Below are 19,896 nucleotides of genomic sequence, written 5' to 3' on the forward strand. Positions count from 1 at the left end.
CGGCGCCGGGCCGACCTCGCTGTTCGCGGTCTTCGACAGCCCCGCCGCCATCAGCCCGGCTCGGCTCGGCTCGGCTCGGCTCGGCTCGGCTCGGCTCGGCTCGGCTCGGCTCGGCTCGGCTCGGCTCGGCTCGGCTCGGCTCGGGAAGAAGCTAACGCCGGGCGGCGGGTCCGCATAGCGGGGCCGGGTACGTGAAGCATCCGAGATCGCGACAGTCAGCGCGGTTCCGTGACCCGCCACCGGTACGCGTAAGAAGAGCGGACACAAAAGAAGCGGCCCACGGGATTAACTCCAGTGGGCCGCTTCGGCTCAGTACTCAACGCGAGACGCGAGACGCGCAACGCGCAACGCGTCCGAGGGGCTCAGTCCTCGGGGAAGATCACCACGCGGCGCTTCGGGTCTTCGCCCTCGCTCTCGCTCGTGACGCCCTTGACCGTCGCGACCGCGTCGTGGACGACCTTGCGTTCGAACGGGCTCATCGGCTGCAGGCGAACCCGCTCGCCGCTCGACAGCACCGACTCGGCGGTGGACCGGCCGAGTTCGCGGAGCTCCTCGCGGCGGTCCGCGCGCCAGCCCGCGATGTCCAGCATCAGCCGGCTGCGCGAGCCGGTCTCCTGCTGGACCGCGAGGCGGGTCAGCTCCTGCAGCGCTTCGAGCACCGTGCCGCGGGGGCCGACCAGCTTCTCCAAGTCGTCGCCGCCGTCGATGCTGACGATGGCGCGGCCCGCTTCGACATCAAGGTCGATGTCGCCGTCGTAGTCGAGCAGGTCCAGCAGACGCTCGAGGTAGTCGCCGGCGATGTCGCCCTCTTGCACGAGAGCATCGTCACCGCCTGCCTTCGGCTCGGCCGGTGCGCTCGTCTCTTCCTGATCGGCGTCGATCGTGTCGACCGTCTCCGACATCTTCAGTCTCCTCTCCGAACCCGAAGCGTCAGCGACGCTTCCGGCCCGACTTCCTGTTCGAGTCCTTGAGGAGTCCGGGCACCCCGGTGCCGTTCTCCTTCGATCCGTTCTGGTTCGACGTCTGCTCGGGCGCGCTCTCCGCCGGTTCGGCCGCCTTCTTCTCCGTGGAAGCGACGCCGCCGGACTTGCCGCCGGAGGACGAGGTCTGCGCGAAGCCGTGCGCCGAACCCGCCTTGGTCACCTTGCCCTGCTGGCCCTGCTGCTGGTTCTTCTTCTGCTGCACCGGCTTCTGCCCGACCTTCGGCGCGGTCGGCTTCTGGCCCGGCTTCGGGCCGAGCGACGCGCGCTTCTCGGCCGCCTCCGCCTTGCGGGCCGCCTCTTCCTTGTCGATCTTCGTGTAGACGAGGCGCTGCTGCATGAGCGTCCAGCCGTTGTTCGCCAGCCAGTAGAAGAGCAGGCCGAGCGGGAAGAAGGCACCGAACACGAGCACACCGAGCGGGAAGACGTACATGGTGAGCTTGTTCATGATCGCGGTCTGCGGGGTGCCCGCGGCCGACGCGTTCTGCCGGGAGACCGAGTGCCGCGCGGTGAGGTGCGTGGCGATCGAGGCGATGATCATCAGCGGCAGCGCGACCGGGAGGACCTCCCAGTGCCAGCCGCCGTTCGCGACGTGGCCCGCGACGGCGCCGACGCCGTTGTTGACCGCCTCGCCCATGTTGACGCCGAAGAGCTTCGCGCTGACGTAGGAGTGCACGTCCTGCGCGTTGAAGAAGTAGTTCTCGGTCTTGTCCCCGCCGCCGGGCGGCGGCATGGTGAACGCGCGCAGCACGTGGTTCAGGCCGATGAAGACCGGGATCTGAAGGATCATCGGAAGGCAGCTGCCGAGCGGGTTGACGCCGTGCTCGCGCTGGAGCTTCTGCATCTCCTGCGCCTGGCGCTGCCGGTCGTTCGCGTACTTCTTCTGGATCTTCTTCATTTCCGGCGCGAAGTCTTGCATCTTCTTCATCGACCGGACCTGGTTCACGAACGGCTTGAACATGATGCCGCGGACGGTGAACGTCAGGAAGATGATGCCGAGGATCCACGAGATCGCGGTCGCTTCCCCGAAGACGAACCCGAAGACCTTGTGCCAACACCACAAGATGAAGGACACGGGGTAGTAGATGAAATCGAGCACTGAGCTACTCCTCGATCGGTGTTTCAGGCGTGCGGTGTCGCCACGAGAACTTCTCGGGCACCGGGTCGCGGCCGGGCGGGGTCCACGGGCCGCAGCGAAGCAGCCGGCGCAGCGCGAGGTAGGAGCCTTTGGCCGCGCCGTGGCGGGTCAGGGCTTCGACTGCGTACGCGCTGCAGCTCGGGTAGAACCGGCAGGCCGGAGGAAGAAAGGGCGAAATCGCCTTGCGGTAGAACCGCACGGGGAGGAGCAGCACCCACGCGACCGGTCCCGGCCGGGGCGGCGACTCGTCCTCGGGTACTTCGGTGGTGCTGTGTTCGGAGGTGGCGTCCATGGCCGTTTACACCGCTGATCCGTGGTCGGGTGCCGCGCCCTGCTGACGCGGCTGCCGGGGAGCATCGGCCCCGGCCGGACGGCCGGACGGCCGGAGGCCGAGCCGGCGCAGCGCGGCGTCGAGATCCGCGCCGAGCTCAGCGCTCGACGCGGACGCGGCCGGAGGCAGTGCCCGTACCACCAACGAAGTGCCCGCGGGCAGTGTTCCGAGACGCGCGGAAACCAGGTGCCGCAACCGCCGGGTCACCCGGTGGCGCACCACCGAGTTCCCGACGGCCTTGCTCACCACAAAACCCGCCCTGGCCGCGAACGAGGCGGCCACGGACGGGTCCGTGGTCAACGCATGGACGACGAGGCGGCGCCTGCCGGCCCGGGACCCCCGGCGGAGGACGACCCGGAAGTCCTCGCTCCGCCGCAGACGTGCGCCAGCGGGCAGCACGACGCGGTTCGGCGGAGCCGGATCAGGCGGACAGCTCGGCGCGGCCCTTGCGACGGCGCGCCGCGAGGATCGCCCGGCCCGCACGGGTCCGCATGCGCAGGCGGAAACCGTGGGTCTTCGCGCGACGACGGTTGTTCGGCTGGAAGGTGCGCTTGCCCTTGCTCACTGCTTCTCCTGTGTCTCGGCCGTCGGGCGACGGCGGATTCCCCGGCGCCCGGCGTGTCGTGCGGGTCGCACGGAAGTTCGTGCTGTCTCCTACCACCGGGTGGCCTCGTCACGACGAGCGACGACATACGTAGGCACGCGAAACGCACCCGTCGCATACGGGAGACCTTACGAGGGTACGCACCCCGGTCGTGAACGCCGCAGGCGCCCCTCCGCCACCCTCGGCGACCGACCCGCGAGACTGCCTCCCGGCACGGCGCGGCACCGAATGGCAACACGCCGTACACCGTGAAATGCTTGCGCAGCACCACGTCTTGTGGCATCGAGCAGGGCTTGTTAGCGTGCCTCTCTCGACCTCCGGGCAGGACCGATGAGGCCTCGCCGACGTCGGGGGGTGTGGAGGCGCCCGGGGAGTACGCCGAGCCCGCAGGTCGCGTGGCTGCGGACGGCCGTACATTAGTGCACAGCTGTGGACAACTTTGTGGATATCGCTGTGCCGTCGCGCGGGTGAGTCCGGACCGCGTGCTCGAGGCGAGCTTCCAGGACGTGCTCGGGGGTGGGTCCGAGGCGTGCGCGCCGACGAGGGGAGGGGAGTCAGACCGGTGTCGGAGCACCAGCACAATCTGGGCGTCATCTGGGAGCAGGTGGTGCGGGAGCTGTCCGACGGCACCCTCTCCCCGCAGCAACGAGCCTGGATGCGGGTGACCCGCCCGATCGGTCTCCTCGACGGCACCGCGCTGCTCGCCGCGCCGAGCGATTTCGCGAAGGAAGCCATCGAACGCGCGCTGCGCACCTCGATCACCGAAGCGCTGTCGCGGCGGCTCGGCCGCCCGGTGTCGCTCGCGGTGAAGGTCGACAGCACCGAACCGGTCGCGCCCGCCCCCCGCTATGCGGCGTCACCCGCCCGGGTGGAAAACGACGTTCCTCGGCCGGAGCCGGCGCCGCAGCCGAGCCCGCACCTGGAGAACGGCCAGGCCGACCACGTGCGCCCAGAGCGCCCGAAGCCGAAGCCGCCGCCTCGCCGGCCGCAGGTCGAAGCGGCCGGGCTTCCGCCGGCACGGGTCGACCCGCCGCCGCCACCGCCTCCTCAGCAGCCGCTGCACCCGGTCCACCCCGGCCTGGACGACCTCGAGGACCCGGACGAAGAAGTCGACGAAGAGGGCGAAGCGCTGGCGACCGCCAACGAGATCTGGCCCCGGTTCGCCGGGCAGCCGATCGCGGGCCAGCCCTACACCGCTCCGGCGCAGCCGCAGACCTCGAAGACGAAGCTGAACGAGAAGTACAACTTCGACACGTTCGTCATCGGCGCGTCCAACCGCTTCGCGCACGCCGCCGCAGTCGCCGTGGCCGAGGCGCCGGCACGCGCGTACAACCCGCTGTTCATCTGGGGCGAGTCCGGGCTCGGCAAGACGCACCTGCTGCACGCGGTCGGGCACTACGCGCAGCGGCTGTTCCCCGGCATGCGCGTGCGCTACGTCTCGACCGAAGAGTTCACGAACGACTTCATCAACTCGCTGCGAGACGACCGCAAGGTCGCTTTTCAGCGCCGCTACCGCGATGTCGACATCCTGCTGGTGGACGACATCCAGTTCCTGGAGGGCAAGGAAGGCACCCAGGAGGAGTTCTTCCACACCTTCAACACGCTGCACAACCAGAACAAGCAGATCGTCGTCAGCTCCGACCGGCCGCCCAAGCGGCTGGAAACCCTGGAGGACCGGCTGCGGACGCGGTTCGAATGGGGCCTGATCACCGACATCCAGCCGCCTGAGCTGGAGACCCGGATCGCGATCCTGCGCAAGAAGGCGGCACAGGACCGGCTCGCGGTGCCCGGCGAGGTGCTCGAGTTCATCGCGTCGCGGGTCGAGGCGAACATCCGCGAACTGGAGGGCGCGCTGATCCGCGTCACCGCGTTCGCGTCGCTGAATCAGCAGCCGGTGGAAGTCGGGCTCGCCGAGATCGTGCTGCGCGACCTGATCCCGGACTCGCACACGCCGGAGATCACCGCGCCGACCATCATGGGCGTCACCGCGGAGTTCTTCGACGTGACGCTCGACGAGCTGTGCGGACCCGGCAAGACGAAGGCGCTCGCCACAGCCCGCCAGATCGCGATGTACCTCTGCCGCGAGCTGACCGAGATGTCGCTGCCGAAGATCGGCCAGACGTTCGGCGGCCGCGACCACACGACCGTCATGCACGCGGACAAGAAGATCCGCAAGGAGATGGCCGAGCGCAGGCGGATTTACGACCAGGTGCAGGAGCTGACCTCGCGAATCAAGCAGCGCGCTCGCCAGTAGCCGACTGCCGCGTTTGGACACTCGCATTTAGACAGTCCTGTTTCGACGTTCTAGGGGCACCACGGACTCCCGTGGTGCCCCTTTTCGTTGCCCTGACGGGCTTCTCGCCGGTACGCAGCTGAAGCGTGCGTACGCATCGGCAGCGGAGCGAAGCGCGCGTACGTATCCACAGACGTCCACAGCCTGTGTACAGAGAATTTCTCAAACTTATTGATACACAAGGGGTTTTCCCCAGGGTGTGGGCAGTTTGCCCACAGTGCCAACGGATCCCGGAGCTGCGACGACCCGGATTCGATCCACATCCCGCTCACACCGAATCCACAGGTTGTCCCCATGGTTGTCCACGCGGATTCCCCAGGTTGCCCACAGGTAGTCCACAACTGTGGGTCGTCACTCACCAGGGCGATCCCGGCCGCTTCGGCTGCCCCCAGAGCCTGGGTACAACTCGGTCCCAACCTGGGGACAACCATGGGGATAACTGGGGACAACTGTGGATGAATCCGGGACGGCCCGAAACCATCCACGGATCGCCCGAACCATCCACCGATCCGCCACCAGGGCTGCCCACAGGCCGCCGCACGCCACGACCAGCGCGAACGAGTGCTGTCCACACAATCCACAGCCCCTATTACTGCTACTGGTTTTTCATCTCTTCTAAGAAAGAACAGAACAAAAACAGGCGGAGGACGAAACTGGGGACAAGCTGAGATTCGTGTCGTTATGTCGACAAAGTGAAGGGGAGGCCGAGGTGACGGCACCCCCGGCGACGGCCTAACGTGGATGTCTGCAGCTGGTCCGTTCCCGCGCGGGGCGGACCGGACCGAGCGGGGACCCGGTCGCGCGCGGTGCTCACGACTGGTGCCCAGCGACCCCTTCACGAGCCGAGGGGCTCGGCTGTCGAAAGGAAGCGCGCATGAAGATCCGCGTCGAGCGCGACGGGCTCGCCGACGCCGTCGCGTGGGTGGCCAGAAGCCTCCCCTCCCGGCCTCCAGTGCCGGTCTTGGGCGGTGTTCTCCTCGACGCGGGCGCGGATGGAGAGTCCGACGCGCTCACGGTCTCCGGCTTCGACTACGAGGTCTCGGCCACGGTCGGTGTGCCCGCGACCATCGCCGACGGTGGACGGCTGCTCGTCTCCGGCCGCCTGCTGGCCGACATCACCAAGGCGCTGCCCGCGCAGCCGGTGGAGATCTCCGTCGACGGCGCCCGCGCCACCATCACCTGCGGCAGCGCCCGGTTCAGCCTCCCGACCATGCCGGTCGAGGACTACCCGCAGCTGCCGTCCCAGCCCGCGCACGCGGGCGAGCTCACCGGCGACGTCTTCGGCCAGGCGGTCACCCAGGTCGCCACCGCGGCAGGCAAGGACGACACGCTCCCCATGCTCACCGGCATGCGGCTGGAGATCTCCGGCGAGACGCTCACCCTCGTCGCCACCGACCGGTTCCGGCTCGCGATGCGCGAGTTCACCTGGAAGCCGGCCGAGGGCCTGTCCGACGCCGCGGTGCTCGTCCCGGCACGGACGCTCGCCGAGGCTGCCAAGACGCTCGGCGGCGCGGGCACCACCGTGCAGCTCGCGCTCGCTTCCGGCGACGGCCTGCTCGGCCTGTCCGGCGCGGGCCGCTACACGACCACCCGGCTGCTCGACGCCGAGTTCCCGCCGTACCGCCAGCTGCTGCCCGCGAACCACACCTCGCGCGCGGTTATCGAGGTCAGCGCGCTCACCGAGTCGATCAAGCGCGTGTCGCTGGTCGCCGAGCGCGGCACTCAGGTGCGGCTCGAATTCGGCGACGGCTCCCTGCGGCTGTCCGCGGGCGGCGACGACGAGGGCAGCGCCGAGGAAGAACTCCAGGTCGACTACGAGGGCGAGTCGGTCACCATCGCGTTCAACCCCGGCTACCTCGTCGACGGGCTCGGCGCGCTGCACAGCGACCGGGCCGAGCTGACGTTCACCACGCCCAACCGCCCGGCGCTGATCAAGCCCGCCGACGCCGAGGGCAACGTCGTCCCCGGGTATCTCTACCTGCTCATGCCGGTCCGGCTGCCGGGCTGAGCGCCGCGCGTCCAACCGAGGAAAACCGATCCAATCCAAAGGGGATCTCATGGTTCAGCTGGGTCTCGTCGGCCTGGGCAAGATGGGCTTCAACATGCGCGAGCGGCTGCGCGCCGCCGGGCACGAGGTGGTCGGCTACGACCGCAACCCGGACGTCAGCGACTCGACCTCGCTCGAGGACATGGTCTCCCAGCTGTCCGGTCCGCGGATCGTGTGGATCATGGTCCCGGCAGGCGAGCCGACCCGGCAGACCGTGACCGAGCTCGGGCAGCTGCTGTCCGAGGGCGACCTGGTGATCGACGGCGGGAACTCGAAGTTCACCGACGACAAGCTGAACGCCGATCTGCTCGCCTCGCACGGCGTCGGCTACCTCGACTGCGGCGTCTCCGGCGGCGTGTGGGGCAAGGACAACGGCTACGGCCTGATGGTCGGCGGCGCGGCGTCGGACGTCCAGCGCGCGATGCCGATCTTCGACGCGCTGCGTCCGGAAGGTCCGCGCGAGGAAGGCTTCTCGCACGCCGGTTCGGTCGGTGCCGGGCATTACGCGAAGATGATCCACAACGGCATCGAGTACGGCATCATGCAGGCCTACGCCGAGGGCTTCGAACTGCTCGAAGCCGCGAAGATCGTCGACGACGTGCCCGCCGTGATCAAGGGCTGGCAGCGCGGCACCGTGGTCCGCTCCTGGCTGCTCGACCTGCTGGTGCGCGCGCTGGACGAGGACCCGGAACTGGACGACCTCGAAGGCTACGTCGAAGACTCCGGCGAAGGCCGCTGGACGCTGGAAGAAGCGGTCAACAACGCGGTGCCCGCGCCGGTGCTGTCGGCCGCGCTGTTCGCCCGGTTCTCCTCCCGGCAGAAGGACTCCGCCGCGATGCGCGCCGTCGCCGCGCTGCGCAACCAGTTCGGCGGCCACGCTGTGAAGAAGGCCGGGAGCTAGCTCCCGCGGTCCCCGCCCGTGTATCTGCGACATCTCCAGGTCACCGACTTCCGGTCCTGGCCGCTGGCCGACCTCGCCCTCGAACCGGGGCCGGTCGTGCTCGTCGGTCAGAACGGCCGGGGGAAGACGAACCTGCTCGAAGCGATCGGCTACGTGGCGACCCTCGGTTCGCACCGGGTCGCCACGGACGCCCCGCTCGTCCGCCACGGCTGTGAGCGCGCGCTCGTCCGGGTCGCGGTCGTCAACGAAGACCGCGAGCTGACGGTCGAACTCGAGATCACGCCTGGTCGCGCCAACCGTGCGCGGGTGAACCGCGGTGCGGTCGGCAAGCCGCGCGACGTGCTCGGCATTCTGCGTACGGTGCTGTTCTCTCCGGAGGACCTCTCGCTCGTGCGCGGCGATCCGAGCGAACGCCGTCGGTTCATGGACGAACTGCTCGTGCTTCGCGCGCCTCGGTACGCGGGCGTGCGCGCGGACTACGAGAAGGTCCTTAAGCAGCGCAACGCACTTCTCAAGACCGCAGGCAAACGCCGTACTGGTCGCGAAGACCCGTACGCGCTGTCGACGCTCGACGTGTGGGACGACCATCTCTCGGTGGCTGGCGCGCAGCTGCTGGCGGCACGGTTGAACCTCATCGCAGACCTCGCGCCGTACACCGCCGACGCTTACATGGGGGTCGCACCCGACTCTCGCCCAGCGAAGATCGCGTACAAGTCTTCGCTCGGCGAAGCGCTTCCGCCCTCGTACGGAGTGCCGGGCGGAGAGCGTGCCGAGGCAGAGGTACTGCGTGAACTGTTGCTGAAGGCGTTGGCCGATACGCGGCGGCAGGAACTGGAACGAGGGATCAGTCTGGTCGGCCCGCATCGGGACGAACTGGAGCTGATCCTCGGCGAAGCGCCGGCGAAGGGATACGCGAGCCACGGCGAGTCGTGGTCGTTCGCGCTCGCGCTGCGGCTCGGAAGTTACGAACTTCTGCGCGCCGAAGCGGGCGAACCGGTCTTGTTGCTGGACGATGTGTTCGCCGAACTCGACCGCAAGCGCCGGGCCCGGCTGGCCGAGGTCTCCGCGAGCGCCGAGCAGGTGCTCATCACCGCGGCGGTGGCCGAGGACGTGCCCGAGGAGCTCGCCGGCGCGAGGTTCACGGTGGCCGACGGGGAGGTGAACCGTGCCTGAACAGCCACGACGACCACGCGGGGTGACCGGGGTCACGCGGGTTGCCCACCGATCTGGGGACAAACCTGTGGACAGTGTGGATAAACCCGAAGCCGCGTTATCGCCGCGCGTGACGAACCGGCCGGATGGCGGTCTTGACACCCCGGAAGCGGGCGACACTTCCGGAAATCCCGCGCGTGGCGCGACTGAGCGTGACAGTTCCACTGGGCCGAACGAGACGTCCGCTGGGGACAAACCGAGCGGCCGCGACCTCGCGCACGCCGCGCTCGAAGCGGCGAAGGCGAAAGCCCGCGAACGCGGAGCCCCGCCGAACCTCCGGCGCGGCCGGATCACCGGGGGCGGCGGGCAGAACCGGGCGCGCAGGCGCTGGTCAGGGCCCGGCGCGGATCCGCGCGACCCGCAGCCGCTCGGCAGGCTCGTCTCGCGGCTGATCTCCGACAGCGGCTGGCAGGACACGATGACCAACGCGCGCGTGTTCGGGCAGTGGGCCCGGCTCGTGGGCGAGGACGTCGCCGAACACGCCCAGCCGGTGGCGCTGAAAGACGGCGAGCTGACCGTCCGCGCGAGTTCCACCGCGTGGGCGACGCAGTTGCGGTTGCTGCAGGGCAAGTTGCTGGCGAAGATCGCCGCGGGCGTCGGGAACGGCGTGGTCAAGCGGATGCGGATCCAGGGTCCGACCGCTCCGAGCTGGCGGAAAGGGCCCCGGCACGTGCCTGGTCGCGGGCCGCGTGACACGTACGGCTGACGGGGGTTGCGCTCCGGCGGATGAGTTCCCCGAGGACCGGGCCGCGCAGCTTCGGATACGAGATGACTCAACTGAGGGTGATTTCGTCCCTCTGCGACCGGCTGAGGGGTGTCCTAGCCGCATGTGAGCGCGTGCGGGCAAGTACACTGTTGTAGTAGCGGGCGTCCGCTCGGGCGAGACGAGGAGAAACAACGCCGGTGACCGAGAACAAGAGCGAGTACAACGCGTCGTCCATCACCGTGCTCGAAGGCCTCGAAGCAGTTCGCAAGCGCCCCGGCATGTACATCGGTTCCACCGGTGAGCGCGGCCTCCACCACCTGGTCCAGGAGGTGGTGGACAACTCCGTGGACGAGGCGATGGCGGGGTACGCCACCAAGGTCGAGGTTACCCTGCTCGCGGACGGCGGGGTGCGGGTCGTCGACGACGGCCGCGGCATTCCGGTCGACATCCACCCGAAGGAACAGAAGCCGACCCTCGAGGTCGTGCTCACCATCCTGCACGCGGGCGGCAAGTTCGACAGCGACTCCTACGCGGTGTCCGGCGGTCTGCACGGCGTCGGCGTCTCCGTGGTGAACGCGCTGTCCACGAAGCTGCTCGCGGAGATCAAGGTCGGCGGCCGCAGCTGGCGCCAGGAGTACACCAACCAGGTCCCCGGCCCGCTCGAGGACCTCGGCCCGGCCAGCGACACCGGCACCACCATCACCTTCTGGGCCGACGGCAGCATCTTCGAGACCACCACCTACAACTTCGAGACCATCTCGCGCCGCTTGCAGGAGATGGCGTTCCTCAACAAGGGCCTCACCCTGTCGCTGCGCGACGAGCGCGTCGCCGACGAGGAGACCGAAGAGGACGCCGCGGGCAAGCAGGCAAGGGTCAAGGAAGTCGTCTACTGCTACCCGGGCGGGCTCGAGGACTTCGTCAAGCACATCAACGGCAGCAAGGACCCGATCCACGAGAGCGTCATCTCCTTCGACGCGAAGGGCTCCGGCCTTGAGGTCGAGGTCGCGATGCAGTGGAACACCGGGTTCACGCCGTCGGTGTACACGTTCGCCAACACGATCAACACGCACGAAGGCGGCACGCACGAAGAGGGCTTCCGCGCCGCGCTCACCCGCGTGGTCAACGCGTACGCGCGCGAGAAGAAGCTGCTCAAGGAGAAGGACGCGAACCTGACCGGCGACGACGTGCGCGAGGGCCTCGCCGCGATCGTGTCGATCAAGCTGTCCGAACCGCAGTTCGAGGGCCAGACCAAGACCAAACTGGGCAACAGCGAGGCCAAGACGTTCGTGCAGCAGCAGTCGAACGAATGGCTCGGCGACTGGTTCGAGCGCAACCCGAGCGAAGCCAAGACGATCATCAACAAGTCGATCTCGTCGGCGCAGGCCCGGCTCGCCGCCCGCAAGGCGCGCGACCTGGTGCGGCGCAAGGGCGCGCTGGAGATCGGCGGTCTTCCGGGCAAGCTCAAGGACTGCCGTTCGAATGACCCCGGCGAGTGCGAGCTCTACATCGTGGAGGGCGACTCGGCGGGCGGTTCGGCCAAGGAAGGCCGCGACTCGATGTACCAGGCGATCCTGCCGATCCGGGGCAAGATCATCAACGTCGAGAAGGCCCGCATCGACCGCGTCCTCAAGAACACCGAGGTCCAGTCGCTGATCACCGCGCTGGGCACCGGCATCCACGACGATTTCGACATCTCGAAGCTGCGGTACCACAAGATCGTGCTGATGGCCGACGCCGACGTCGACGGCCAGCACATCACCACGCTGCTGCTCACGCTGCTGTTCCGCTTCATGACGCCGCTCATCGAGCACGGCCACGTGTTCCTGTCGCGGCCGCCGCTGTACAAGATCAAGTGGCCGCGGTCGGAGCCGGAGTACGCGTACTCGGACAAGGAACGCGACGCGGTCATCCAGGCCGGCGTCGAGGCGGGCCGCCGTCTTCCCAAGGACGACGCGATCCAGCGGTACAAGGGTCTCGGCGAGATGAACGCCGAGGAGCTGTGGGAGACCACGATGGACCCGGCGAACCGGCTGCTCGGGCAGGTCACCCTCGACGACGCCGCGCAGGCCGACGAACTGTTCTCCGTGCTGATGGGCGAGGACGTGGAAGCCCGCCGTTCGTTCATCACGCGCAACGCCAAGGACGTGCGCTTCCTGGACGTGTAGGCGTCCCCTTCTCACCCGCTTCCCAGGACTGCTCACAAGAAGGACCCCATGACGGAAACCTTGCCGCCGGAACACGACCGGATCGAACCGGTCGACATCCAGCAGGAGATGCAGCGTTCCTACATCGACTACGCGATGAGCGTCATCGTGTCGCGGGCGCTGCCGGACGTGCGCGACGGCCTCAAGCCGGTGGCGCGCCGGATCCTGTACTCGATGTTCGACTCCGGGTTCCGCCCGGACCGCGGGTACAACAAGTGCTCCCGCGTCGTCGGCGACGTCATGGGCAACTACCACCCGCACGGCGACTCGGCGATCTACGACGCGCTCGTGCGGCTCGCCCAGCCGTGGTCGCTGCGCTATCCGCTGATCGACGGCCAGGGCAACTTCGGCTCGTCCGGCAACGACCCCGCGGCCGCGATGCGGTACACCGAGTCCCGGCTCGCGCCGCTCGCGATGCAGATGCTCGCGGACATCGAAGAGGACACCGTCGATTTCCGCGACAACTACGACGGGCGCACCCAGGAGCCCGACGTTTTGCCGTCGCGGTTCCCGAACCTGCTGGTCAACGGCGGTTCCGGGATCGCGGTCGGGATGGCGACGAACATCCCGCCGCACAACCTGCGCGAGGTGTCCGAGGGCGTCGTGTGGGCGCTGGAGAACCCGGAAGCGACCGACGACGAACTGCTGGCCGCGCTGCTCGTGCGGATCAAGGGCCCGGACTTCCCGACCAAGGCGATGATCCTCGGCACGTCCGGCATCGAGGACGCCTACCGCACCGGCCGCGGTTCGATCCGGATGCGCGCGGTCGTCGAGGTCGAGGAGGACGCGAAGGGCCGCACCATCCTGGTCGTGTCCGAGCTGCCGTACCAGGTCAACCCGGACAACCTGGTGGAGAACATCGCCCACCTGGTGCGCGACGGCAAGATCACCGGCATCGCGGACATCGCGGACGAGTCCAACAGCCGTTCCGGCATGCGGATCGTCATCACGATCAAGCGCGACGCGGTGGCGAAGGTCGTGCTGAACAACCTGTTCAAGCACACCCAGCTGCAGCAGAACTTCGGCGTGAACATGCTGGCGCTGGTCGACGACGTGCCGCGCACGCTGCGGCTCGACCAGATCATCCGGCACTACGTGAAGCACCAGGTCGACGTGATCGTGCGGCGCACCCGGTTCCGGTTGCGCAAGGCCGAGGAGCGGGCCCACATCCTGCGCGGTCTGGTCAAGGCGCTCGACATGCTGGACGAGGTGATCGCCCTGATCCGGCGGTCGCCCTCGGCCGACGAGGCCCGGCCGGGCCTGATGGAGCTGCTCGAGATCGACGAGATCCAGGCCACCGCGATCCTGGACATGCAGCTGCGCCGGCTGGCCGCACTGGAGCGCCAGCGGATCATCGACACCCTGGCCGAGATCGAGCTGGAGATCGCCGACCTCAAGGACATCCTGGCGAAGCCGGAGCGGCAGCGGTCGATCATCCGCGACGAGCTGATGGAGATCGTCGACAAGTACGGCGACGACCGGCGCACGCAGATCATCCCGTTCGACGGCGACGTGTCGGTCGAGGACCTGATCGCGCAGGAAGACGTCGTCGTCACCATCACCCGCACGGGCTACGCCAAGCGGACGAAAACCGATCTGTACCGGTCGCAGAAACGCGGCGGCAAGGGCGTGCAGGGCGCGACGCTGAAGCAGGACGACATCGTCCAGCACTTCTTCGTGTGCTCCACGCACGACTGGATCCTGTTCTTCACGAACAAGGGCCGGGTGTACCGGGCGAAGGCCTACGACCTGCCTGAGGCCAACCGCAACGCGCGCGGCCAGCACGTGGCGAACCTGCTCGCGTTCCAGCCGGACGAGCAGATCGCCCAGGTCATCGAGATCCCGAACTACGAGGTCGCGCCGTACCTGGTGCTCGCCACGCAGCGCGGCCTGGTGAAGAAGACGAAGCTCACCGACTTCGACTCCAACCGCGCGGGCGGGCTCATCGCGATCAACCTGCGCGAGGGCGACGAGCTGATGGGCGCGGTGCTGGCCGCGGCCGAGGACGACCTGCTGCTGGTGTCCGCGGGCGGGCAGTCGATTCGCTTCCACGCCACCGACGAGGCGCTGCGCCCGATGGGACGGCCGACCTCGGGCGTGCTGGGCATGCGATTCAACGAGGGTGACGAGCTGCTCGGCATCAGCGTGGTCAAACCGGACAAGTTCCTGCTGGTCGCCACGGACGGCGCGTATGCGAAGCGGACGCCCATCGAGGACTATCCGGTCCAGGGCCGCGGCGGCAAGGGCGTGCTCACCATTCAGCACGACAGCAAACGTGGCAGGCTGGTGGGGGCACTCATCGTCGACGAGGACGACGAGCTGTTCGCCATCACGTCCAGCGGCGGGGTCATCCGCACGCCGGCGCGGGACGTGCGCAAGGCGGGCAGGCAGACCAAGGGCGTTCGGCTGATGAACCTGGGTGACGGAACCACTCTTCTCGCGGTCGCACGCAACGCGGACGAGGGTTCGGACGTCGCCAATGGTGGCGAGGACTCCGCCGAGGAAGCTACCGAAGGTTCGGAAGTTTCGGCTTCCGAGACGGTTTCGGAAGAGGCGGCGGAGGCTACGCCAGAGGAGCCCACAGCAGAAGACGGCACGGCGCCGGAGCAGTGATCGGCGCCCCACGCACGGGTAAGGACTGACTCAACGTGGCACCATCCGACAAGGCCGACGACGCGTCGGCCAACCCGCCCTGGCAGCGCACCGCCAAGGACGGCGGCGGCGACTCCGAGGCCATGGCCACGGCGCGGATCGCGACCGAGGACGTGCCCACCGCGGCTGCCGAACCGGCCGCGGCCGAGAACGACTACCCGGTGACCGGCTCGGCGGCGCCCCGGCTCTTCGGAGCCGAGGCACCGCCGCCCGCGGCCGATGTGCCGCCCGCGGGCCGCACCCGGCCGACGCCGAGCGCGTTGCGCCGTCCTGGCCGAGGCCCGCGGCGGGCGAGTCTGCAGATCAAACGGTTCGACCCGTGGTCGGTGCTGAAGCTGGCACTGGTGCTCGGCGTGGCGATGTTCTTCGTCTGGCTGGTCGCGGTCGGCGTGCTCTACACGGTGCTCGACGGCATGGGCGTGTGGGACAAGCTGAACGGCACGTACTCGTCCCTGGTCGGCGGCGAGGGCGCGAACGCGTCCGCGGAACCGCTGATCAGCGCCGGTCGCGTGTTCGGCATCGCGGCCATCCTCGGGGCGATCAACATCGTCCTGGTGTCCGCGCTGGCCACGGTGAGCGCCTTCATCTACAACGTGTCGGCAGACCTCGCGGGCGGCCTGGAGGTCACGCTCTCGGAGCGAGAGTAACCCGGTTGCAAGGGCGGATGGGGAGTCCGGTAGAGTTCTCCTCGTTCGACGGGCCCATAGCTCAGGCGGTTAGAGCGCTTCGCTGATAACGAAGAGGTCCCAGGTTCAAGTCCTGGTGGGCCCACATTTCCCGGAAGGCCGGTTCGCAGCAGCGGACCGGCCTTTCTGGTATTTCGGATGACTGCCGGGCGGTGTTCTCGCCAGAATCAGCCGCATGCGAACCCCAGCCCAGATCCGTGAGCAGCTGAGCCTCGTCGCGGGTCGCCAGGTTGAACTGGCCGAGACCGAGGCTTGGCTCGCGTCGGCGACTGCACGCGAGTTGCTGCGGATCGATCACTACGCCCGCCAGGCCCGCTATCCGGTGCCTCTGCTGGGACAGGCGAAGGACTGGAAGCTGGGGAACACCACGCCAGTTGTCGCGGCGCTGGCTTCGATGCATCCCGACGGTCGTCTCCGGGAGCAGGCCGTTCGCGTGTTGTGCACCTTGGAAGGTGCGGTGAGCGATCGGGCGCTGGCGGTGCGGGTCACCGACCATGTGGAGGTGGTCCGCGAGCTGGCCGAAGAAGAGGTGCTGCGGCGAACGACGTTGGCGCAAGCGGAGCGGATCGTGCCGTTGCTGCAGCGGATTTCGCAGCGCGGGCGGGGTTCGCAGGTGCATGCGCGCTATCTGCAGGCGCTGGTCGCCGCGCATGATGAGACGTCGGTGTGGGCGTGCTTGCGAAACTTCGATGACTTTGACGTACGGCGGTCGGCGTTCCGGCACAGTTTCGAAACCGGACTGCTCGGCTCTGCGGACGCGGTCCGGTTGCTGCCTCGGGAACGGGATCAGGTCGTCCGTCGGAAGTTGATTCAGGTGATTGCCGAGACGGCGACGCCGGAGGTCATTGCCGAGACGTTGCTTCGCGGCCGGTCCGCGGAAAGCCGGGTGCTGGGGTTGGTGAAGCTGACCGCGGCGCAGCTCGATCCCGTTGCGGTGGAAGAACTTCTGGTTGACCGGTCGGTGCTGGTGCGGCTGTGGGCGCGGCTGCGCTGGCAGGAAATGGGCCGGGATCCGGTCGAGGTTTATGCCGCGGTCGCGCGTTCTGCCGCCAAGCCGGCGGTACGGGCTCGTGCATACGCCGGGCTCGCGGAGATCAGGGCTGAGGTTGACCGTGCGGAGATCGTCGAGCTGGCGCGGAGTGCGGACTTGGCGTTGAAGAAGACCGGATTGTCGTTGCTGCGCGGCAAAGCTGTCGCCGCGGAAGTGCCTTGGCTGTTGCGGGAAATGGCCGGGGAAGACTCACGGGTGGCCCGGTTGGCGGGGGATGTGCTGAGCAGCAGTCCGCAGCTGTGGTCGCTGGCGGATTTGGCTGTGCTGAAGGAATCCGAGGACGTCGTGGTCCAGCGTCGGGGATGGTGGTTGCACCGCAGTCTCGGCGGCTGGGAGGCGGTGATCGCCGACCTGGAGTCCGGGGCGTTTCGGGACCGGTTGGAGCTGCCGATGTATTTCCGGCCGACTGCCGCGCAGCAGCGACGGATCGCGGACCTGCTCGACGCGCTTTCCCTTAGCGGCGTTCCGGTTTCGGGGATCGCGTTCGCGGCTGGGCTTCCGACGTGAGCGGCGAGGAACTGGGCGAGGGTTGGGACAGCGTCGCGACCCTCGTCGACGGACGGTGGGTCGAGCGACGGCCCAAACGGGACGAGGTGCGCGCGTGGCTGCTCCGCGAGACGCGGGTGTTGCCGTGGCTGGCTCCGCAGTTGCCGTTGGCGGTGCCGATTCCGTTGGTGTGGCGGGAAGATCCGTTGGTCGTCCGGCACGAACTGGTGCCGGGCGAGCCGGGTGAACTGACCGCTGACGACGGTCGCGCGCTCGGCTGGTTCCTCCGCGCTTTGCACAGTGCGGACGTGGCCAAGGCGCGGGAACTCGGTGCTGAACCGGAGGTCCTGGCGCTGGACGCGGTCCCGCCGTTGCTCGGCCCGCTTGCCGATCGCGGACGCGAGCTGCTGGCGGAGGTCCGGAGCTATCCAGCAGACACCGTCATCCACGCTGATCTGGGTCCGGAGCATGTGCTGAAGCAGGACGGCCAGCTGAGCGGAGTGATCGACTGGACCGACGTGTCGCTCGGCGACCCCGCGCGGGACCTGGCGTGGCTGTTGCACTGGACCTCGGCGGAGTGCGTCGCGGCGTTCTCCGCGGAGTACGAGGTCACGGCGGAACTGCGACGCCGTGCTTGGGCGTGGAATCAGGTGGGGCCGTGGTACGAGGTGACGTACGGACTGGAGAACGACCGACCTGACCTGGTCGAATCCGGTCTCGCGGGTACCAGGGCCCGGCTCGTGGAGACGAGTCAGCCCTGCCGTGAAGAGAAGGACCGGCAGGGCTAAATGATGCGCGGCCGCGGTGGCCGTCTGGTCCAACGGACCGCTCGCTCCGGATATTCCCGGTGTTCCACGTGGAACGAGAGAGATGGAACCGCTGGACGGGACGCTCGGCGGGTCCGGTAGCATCGTGGGGTAGCGCAAGCACTCAGAAGGGGGCTTCAGGTGAAGAAGCTGTTGGCACTCGCGGTCGTCGCGGGCGGCGTCCTGTTCGTCGTCAAGCGCAACAAGGCGGCCAAGGCCGAGGCTGACCTGTGGCGGGAAGCCACCACGCCTGCCGCCCCGTCGGCGAACGGCAGCGCGCCGGCCAAGGCCGCGGACGCGTCGCGCAACTGACGTAGTACTTCGCGGACCTCGGTCCGCACCGGGCCTGTAGCTCAATTGGTAGAGCACCGCCTTTGCAAGGCGGGGGTCAGGGGTTCGATTCCCCTCAGGTCCACCCGCACTCCCCGTTCGGCCGAAGCCGGACGGGGATTCGTGCGTCAGGGGGAGCTGCTTCAACCGGTTGATGATCTTGAAGATCGCTTCCCCGAACACGTGGTTGAGTGCGAGACAGCCTGCTTGGAAATCATCAAAGAACACCTGCCTTCGTGACGGTCAGCGTAACGAGAGCCGGGCTGCTGGCTTGACTTCAACTTCTCTTGAAGTTCCATCCTTCGATAGTCATCGCTGATCTCGGAGGGACATTCAATGACTATCAACCGGCCTGACTTCGCGCGCACGGACTTCGCCGCTGCGCTGGTTGCCGAAACGACCGTCGAGGCGGCGGAAGTCCTGGCACGGCTGGAGAAAGAGCCGTGGCCCGCGGGTCTGATCTCGTTCCATGTGCTGGCCAGTACCGAGGGTGAAGCGTCGCTGGTCTACACCCAGTGGGCGGAGAACGCAGCTGATCCCGCGTTCGTCCGCGGAGTCTCCGGTGGCGATCCGATGGAATATCGGTTGTATCGCAGCGGAAATCGGGACAACGCAACGGTTCCAGGGTGCATTGTCGTGGTGAGCGTCGAGTTCGACGATGCGGATGCTCAGCGGCAGCGTCGTTGGGTGGACACAGTGTTCGGCGCGTTGGCCGGTGAGGAGACGCCCGCGCCGGGCGGGATCTCCGGGCATTTCCATGTCAGCGCCGACGGGACCCGAGTGCTCAATTATGCGGAGTGGACCGACGAACAGTCGCATCGCGACGCGTTGGCGCGCTCCGGCAGGGGGACCGTCGGCGTGTCCGACGAATGGCAGAAGGTGCAGGACTTTCCGGGAGTGCGCGGCAGCGGGTTCCGGCGGTATCGGATGGTGCGAAGTCTTGGACTGTCCGCAAAGGAATCAGCCTGATCAGGCGCTTTGCGGAGCGAAGGCGGCCGCGTCGGGAGCGGGGAGCGCGCCGAGTTGGATGCGGGCGCCGAGTTCGTCTCGGACGCCCCAGTGCTCGGCGAGCAAACCGCCTTCGGTGCGGTAAATGTGCACCGTGGTCATCTGGTACGGCTTGCCGCCGGTGCCCGTGCCGTGCACCGCATCCACCCCGGTTCCGGTGGCAGTCGCGCGGACCACGACGCGGTCGTCAGTGTCGAAGACGTCGTCGACGGCGTATCTGATGTTCAGCACGTGGTGCACGAAGGTGAGGATCTGCCGGTAGCCCGCGGGTCCGGGCGGCAGCGGGAACGGGGACCCGTGGTCGACGAAGTCCGGGGTGACCAGATCGTCCAGGACGGAGAGTTCTCCGGTGTTGATCGCGTCGAACACGGCAAGGGCGGCGGTGCGTGCGGGGTTGGTCACGGCTATGCTCCTCTTCGAACTTGACTGGAATCCAAATCCAGTGGAATGCGAATCTAGCG

Annotated in this window: 18 protein-coding genes and 2 tRNA genes; 14 read left to right on the forward strand and 6 right to left on the reverse strand. The window is 68.1% G+C overall.

Annotation, left to right across the window (positions count from 1 at the left end; translation table 11 throughout):
• Nucleotides 1-362 precede the first annotated feature (362 nt).
• Genes H4281_RS25645 through rpmH form a run of 5 tightly spaced genes read right to left on the reverse strand, consistent with a single transcriptional unit; the run spans nucleotide 363 to nucleotide 3,014 of the window.
• On the reverse strand, nucleotides 363-902 hold the full coding sequence (locus H4281_RS25645) for a Jag family protein (RefSeq protein ID WP_067578310.1): 540 nt from the start codon (nucleotides 900-902) through the stop codon (nucleotides 363-365).
• A 28-nt stretch (nucleotides 903-930) separates the two neighbouring features.
• Complete coding sequence (yidC, locus tag H4281_RS25650) at nucleotides 931-2,079, reverse strand: membrane protein insertase YidC (RefSeq protein ID WP_182893502.1); 1,149 nt, start codon at nucleotides 2,077-2,079, stop codon at nucleotides 931-933.
• A gap of 4 nt (nucleotides 2,080-2,083) precedes the next feature.
• The gene (yidD, locus tag H4281_RS25655) at nucleotides 2,084-2,410 is read right to left on the reverse strand and encodes a membrane protein insertion efficiency factor YidD (protein WP_037809137.1); all 327 of its coding nucleotides are present in this window, start codon (nucleotides 2,408-2,410) and stop codon (nucleotides 2,084-2,086) included.
• Nucleotides 2,411-2,416: 6 nt separating this feature from the next.
• The gene (rnpA, locus tag H4281_RS25660) at nucleotides 2,417-2,848 is read right to left on the reverse strand and encodes a ribonuclease P protein component (protein ID WP_182893503.1); all 432 of its coding nucleotides are present in this window, start codon (nucleotides 2,846-2,848) and stop codon (nucleotides 2,417-2,419) included.
• A 22-nt stretch (nucleotides 2,849-2,870) separates the two neighbouring features.
• The gene (rpmH, locus tag H4281_RS25665) at nucleotides 2,871-3,014 is read right to left on the reverse strand and encodes a 50S ribosomal protein L34 (protein WP_037363527.1); all 144 of its coding nucleotides are present in this window, start codon (nucleotides 3,012-3,014) and stop codon (nucleotides 2,871-2,873) included.
• 601 nt (nucleotides 3,015-3,615) lie between these two features.
• On the opposite strand from rpmH, the gene dnaA reads away from it, so the two are divergent.
• The 14 genes from dnaA to H4281_RS25735 all read left to right on the forward strand — a co-directional run bounded on the left by dnaA (nucleotide 3,616) and on the right by H4281_RS25735 (nucleotide 19,396).
• Nucleotides 3,616-5,307 (forward strand): chromosomal replication initiator protein DnaA, encoded by a 1,692-nt coding sequence (gene dnaA / locus H4281_RS25670; protein WP_182893504.1) that lies wholly within the window; start codon nucleotides 3,616-3,618, stop codon nucleotides 5,305-5,307.
• Nucleotides 5,308-6,220: 913 nt separating this feature from the next.
• The gene (gene dnaN / locus H4281_RS25675; protein WP_182893505.1) at nucleotides 6,221-7,354 is read left to right on the forward strand and encodes a DNA polymerase III subunit beta; all 1,134 of its coding nucleotides are present in this window, start codon (nucleotides 6,221-6,223) and stop codon (nucleotides 7,352-7,354) included.
• Nucleotides 7,355-7,403: 49 nt separating this feature from the next.
• Nucleotides 7,404-8,294: a phosphogluconate dehydrogenase (NAD(+)-dependent, decarboxylating) gene (gene gnd, locus H4281_RS25680; RefSeq protein WP_182893506.1), complete on the forward strand. Its 891-nt coding sequence runs from the start codon at nucleotides 7,404-7,406 to the stop codon at nucleotides 8,292-8,294.
• A gap of 18 nt (nucleotides 8,295-8,312) precedes the next feature.
• A complete protein-coding gene (gene recF / locus H4281_RS25685; protein WP_037809147.1) occupies nucleotides 8,313-9,467 on the forward strand; it encodes a DNA replication/repair protein RecF in 1,155 nt (384 codons plus the stop codon).
• 109 nt (nucleotides 9,468-9,576) lie between these two features.
• Nucleotides 9,577-10,212: a DciA family protein gene (locus tag H4281_RS25690; RefSeq protein WP_182893916.1), complete on the forward strand. Its 636-nt coding sequence runs from the start codon at nucleotides 9,577-9,579 to the stop codon at nucleotides 10,210-10,212.
• A gap of 197 nt (nucleotides 10,213-10,409) precedes the next feature.
• A complete protein-coding gene (gyrB, locus tag H4281_RS25695) occupies nucleotides 10,410-12,377 on the forward strand; it encodes a DNA topoisomerase (ATP-hydrolyzing) subunit B (protein WP_182893507.1) in 1,968 nt (655 codons plus the stop codon).
• Between the two features lie 48 nt (nucleotides 12,378-12,425).
• Nucleotides 12,426-15,029, forward strand: a complete 2,604-nt coding sequence (gyrA, locus tag H4281_RS25700) for a DNA gyrase subunit A (protein ID WP_182893508.1) — start codon at nucleotides 12,426-12,428, stop codon at nucleotides 15,027-15,029.
• A gap of 35 nt (nucleotides 15,030-15,064) precedes the next feature.
• On the forward strand, nucleotides 15,065-15,715 hold the full coding sequence (locus H4281_RS25705) for a DUF3566 domain-containing protein (RefSeq protein ID WP_182893509.1): 651 nt from the start codon (nucleotides 15,065-15,067) through the stop codon (nucleotides 15,713-15,715).
• 50 nt (nucleotides 15,716-15,765) lie between these two features.
• Nucleotides 15,766-15,839, forward strand: a tRNA-Ile gene (locus H4281_RS25710).
• A 90-nt stretch (nucleotides 15,840-15,929) separates the two neighbouring features.
• Nucleotides 15,930-17,312: a hypothetical protein gene (locus H4281_RS25715; protein WP_182893510.1), complete on the forward strand. Its 1,383-nt coding sequence runs from the start codon at nucleotides 15,930-15,932 to the stop codon at nucleotides 17,310-17,312.
• The gene (locus H4281_RS25720) at nucleotides 17,309-18,079 is read left to right on the forward strand and encodes a phosphotransferase (protein ID WP_182893511.1); all 771 of its coding nucleotides are present in this window, start codon (nucleotides 17,309-17,311) and stop codon (nucleotides 18,077-18,079) included. Before H4281_RS25715 ends, H4281_RS25720 begins: the two co-directional genes overlap by 4 nt.
• A 159-nt stretch (nucleotides 18,080-18,238) precedes the next feature.
• On the forward strand, nucleotides 18,239-18,409 hold the full coding sequence (locus tag H4281_RS25725) for a DLW-39 family protein (protein WP_020663676.1): 171 nt from the start codon (nucleotides 18,239-18,241) through the stop codon (nucleotides 18,407-18,409).
• A gap of 30 nt (nucleotides 18,410-18,439) precedes the next feature.
• Nucleotides 18,440-18,512, forward strand: a tRNA-Ala gene (locus tag H4281_RS25730).
• 251 nt (nucleotides 18,513-18,763) lie between these two features.
• A complete protein-coding gene (locus tag H4281_RS25735; protein ID WP_182893512.1) occupies nucleotides 18,764-19,396 on the forward strand; it encodes an antibiotic biosynthesis monooxygenase in 633 nt (210 codons plus the stop codon).
• Here H4281_RS25735 and H4281_RS25740 read toward each other — a convergent pair whose 3' ends face one another.
• Entirely contained in the window at nucleotides 19,397-19,837 is a 441-nt protein-coding gene (locus tag H4281_RS25740; protein WP_182893513.1) for an ester cyclase, read from the reverse strand.
• Nucleotides 19,838-19,896 lie beyond the last annotated feature (59 nt).

This window comes from Amycolatopsis dendrobii (assembly GCF_014145675.1).
Taxonomy (GTDB): Bacteria; Actinomycetota; Actinomycetes; order Mycobacteriales; family Pseudonocardiaceae; genus Amycolatopsis; species Amycolatopsis dendrobii.

What these genes read in the sequence shown, in the direction of transcription:
- gnd (WP_182893506.1), top strand. Translation starts at nt 7,404, where the DNA reads ATGGTTCAGCTGGGTCTCGTCGGCCTGGGCAAGATGGGCTTCAACATG.
- H4281_RS25715 (WP_182893510.1), top strand. Translation starts at nt 15,930, where the DNA reads ATGCGAACCCCAGCCCAGATCCGTGAGCAGCTGAGCCTCGTCGCGGGT.
- H4281_RS25645 (WP_067578310.1), bottom strand. Translation starts at nt 902, where the DNA reads ATGTCGGAGACGGTCGACACGATCGACGCCGATCAGGAAGAGACGAGC.
- yidD (WP_037809137.1), bottom strand. Translation starts at nt 2,410, where the DNA reads ATGGACGCCACCTCCGAACACAGCACCACCGAAGTACCCGAGGACGAG.
- H4281_RS25735 (WP_182893512.1), top strand. Translation starts at nt 18,764, where the DNA reads ATGACTATCAACCGGCCTGACTTCGCGCGCACGGACTTCGCCGCTGCG.
- dnaN (WP_182893505.1), top strand. Translation starts at nt 6,221, where the DNA reads ATGAAGATCCGCGTCGAGCGCGACGGGCTCGCCGACGCCGTCGCGTGG.
- gyrA (WP_182893508.1), top strand. Translation starts at nt 12,426, where the DNA reads ATGACGGAAACCTTGCCGCCGGAACACGACCGGATCGAACCGGTCGAC.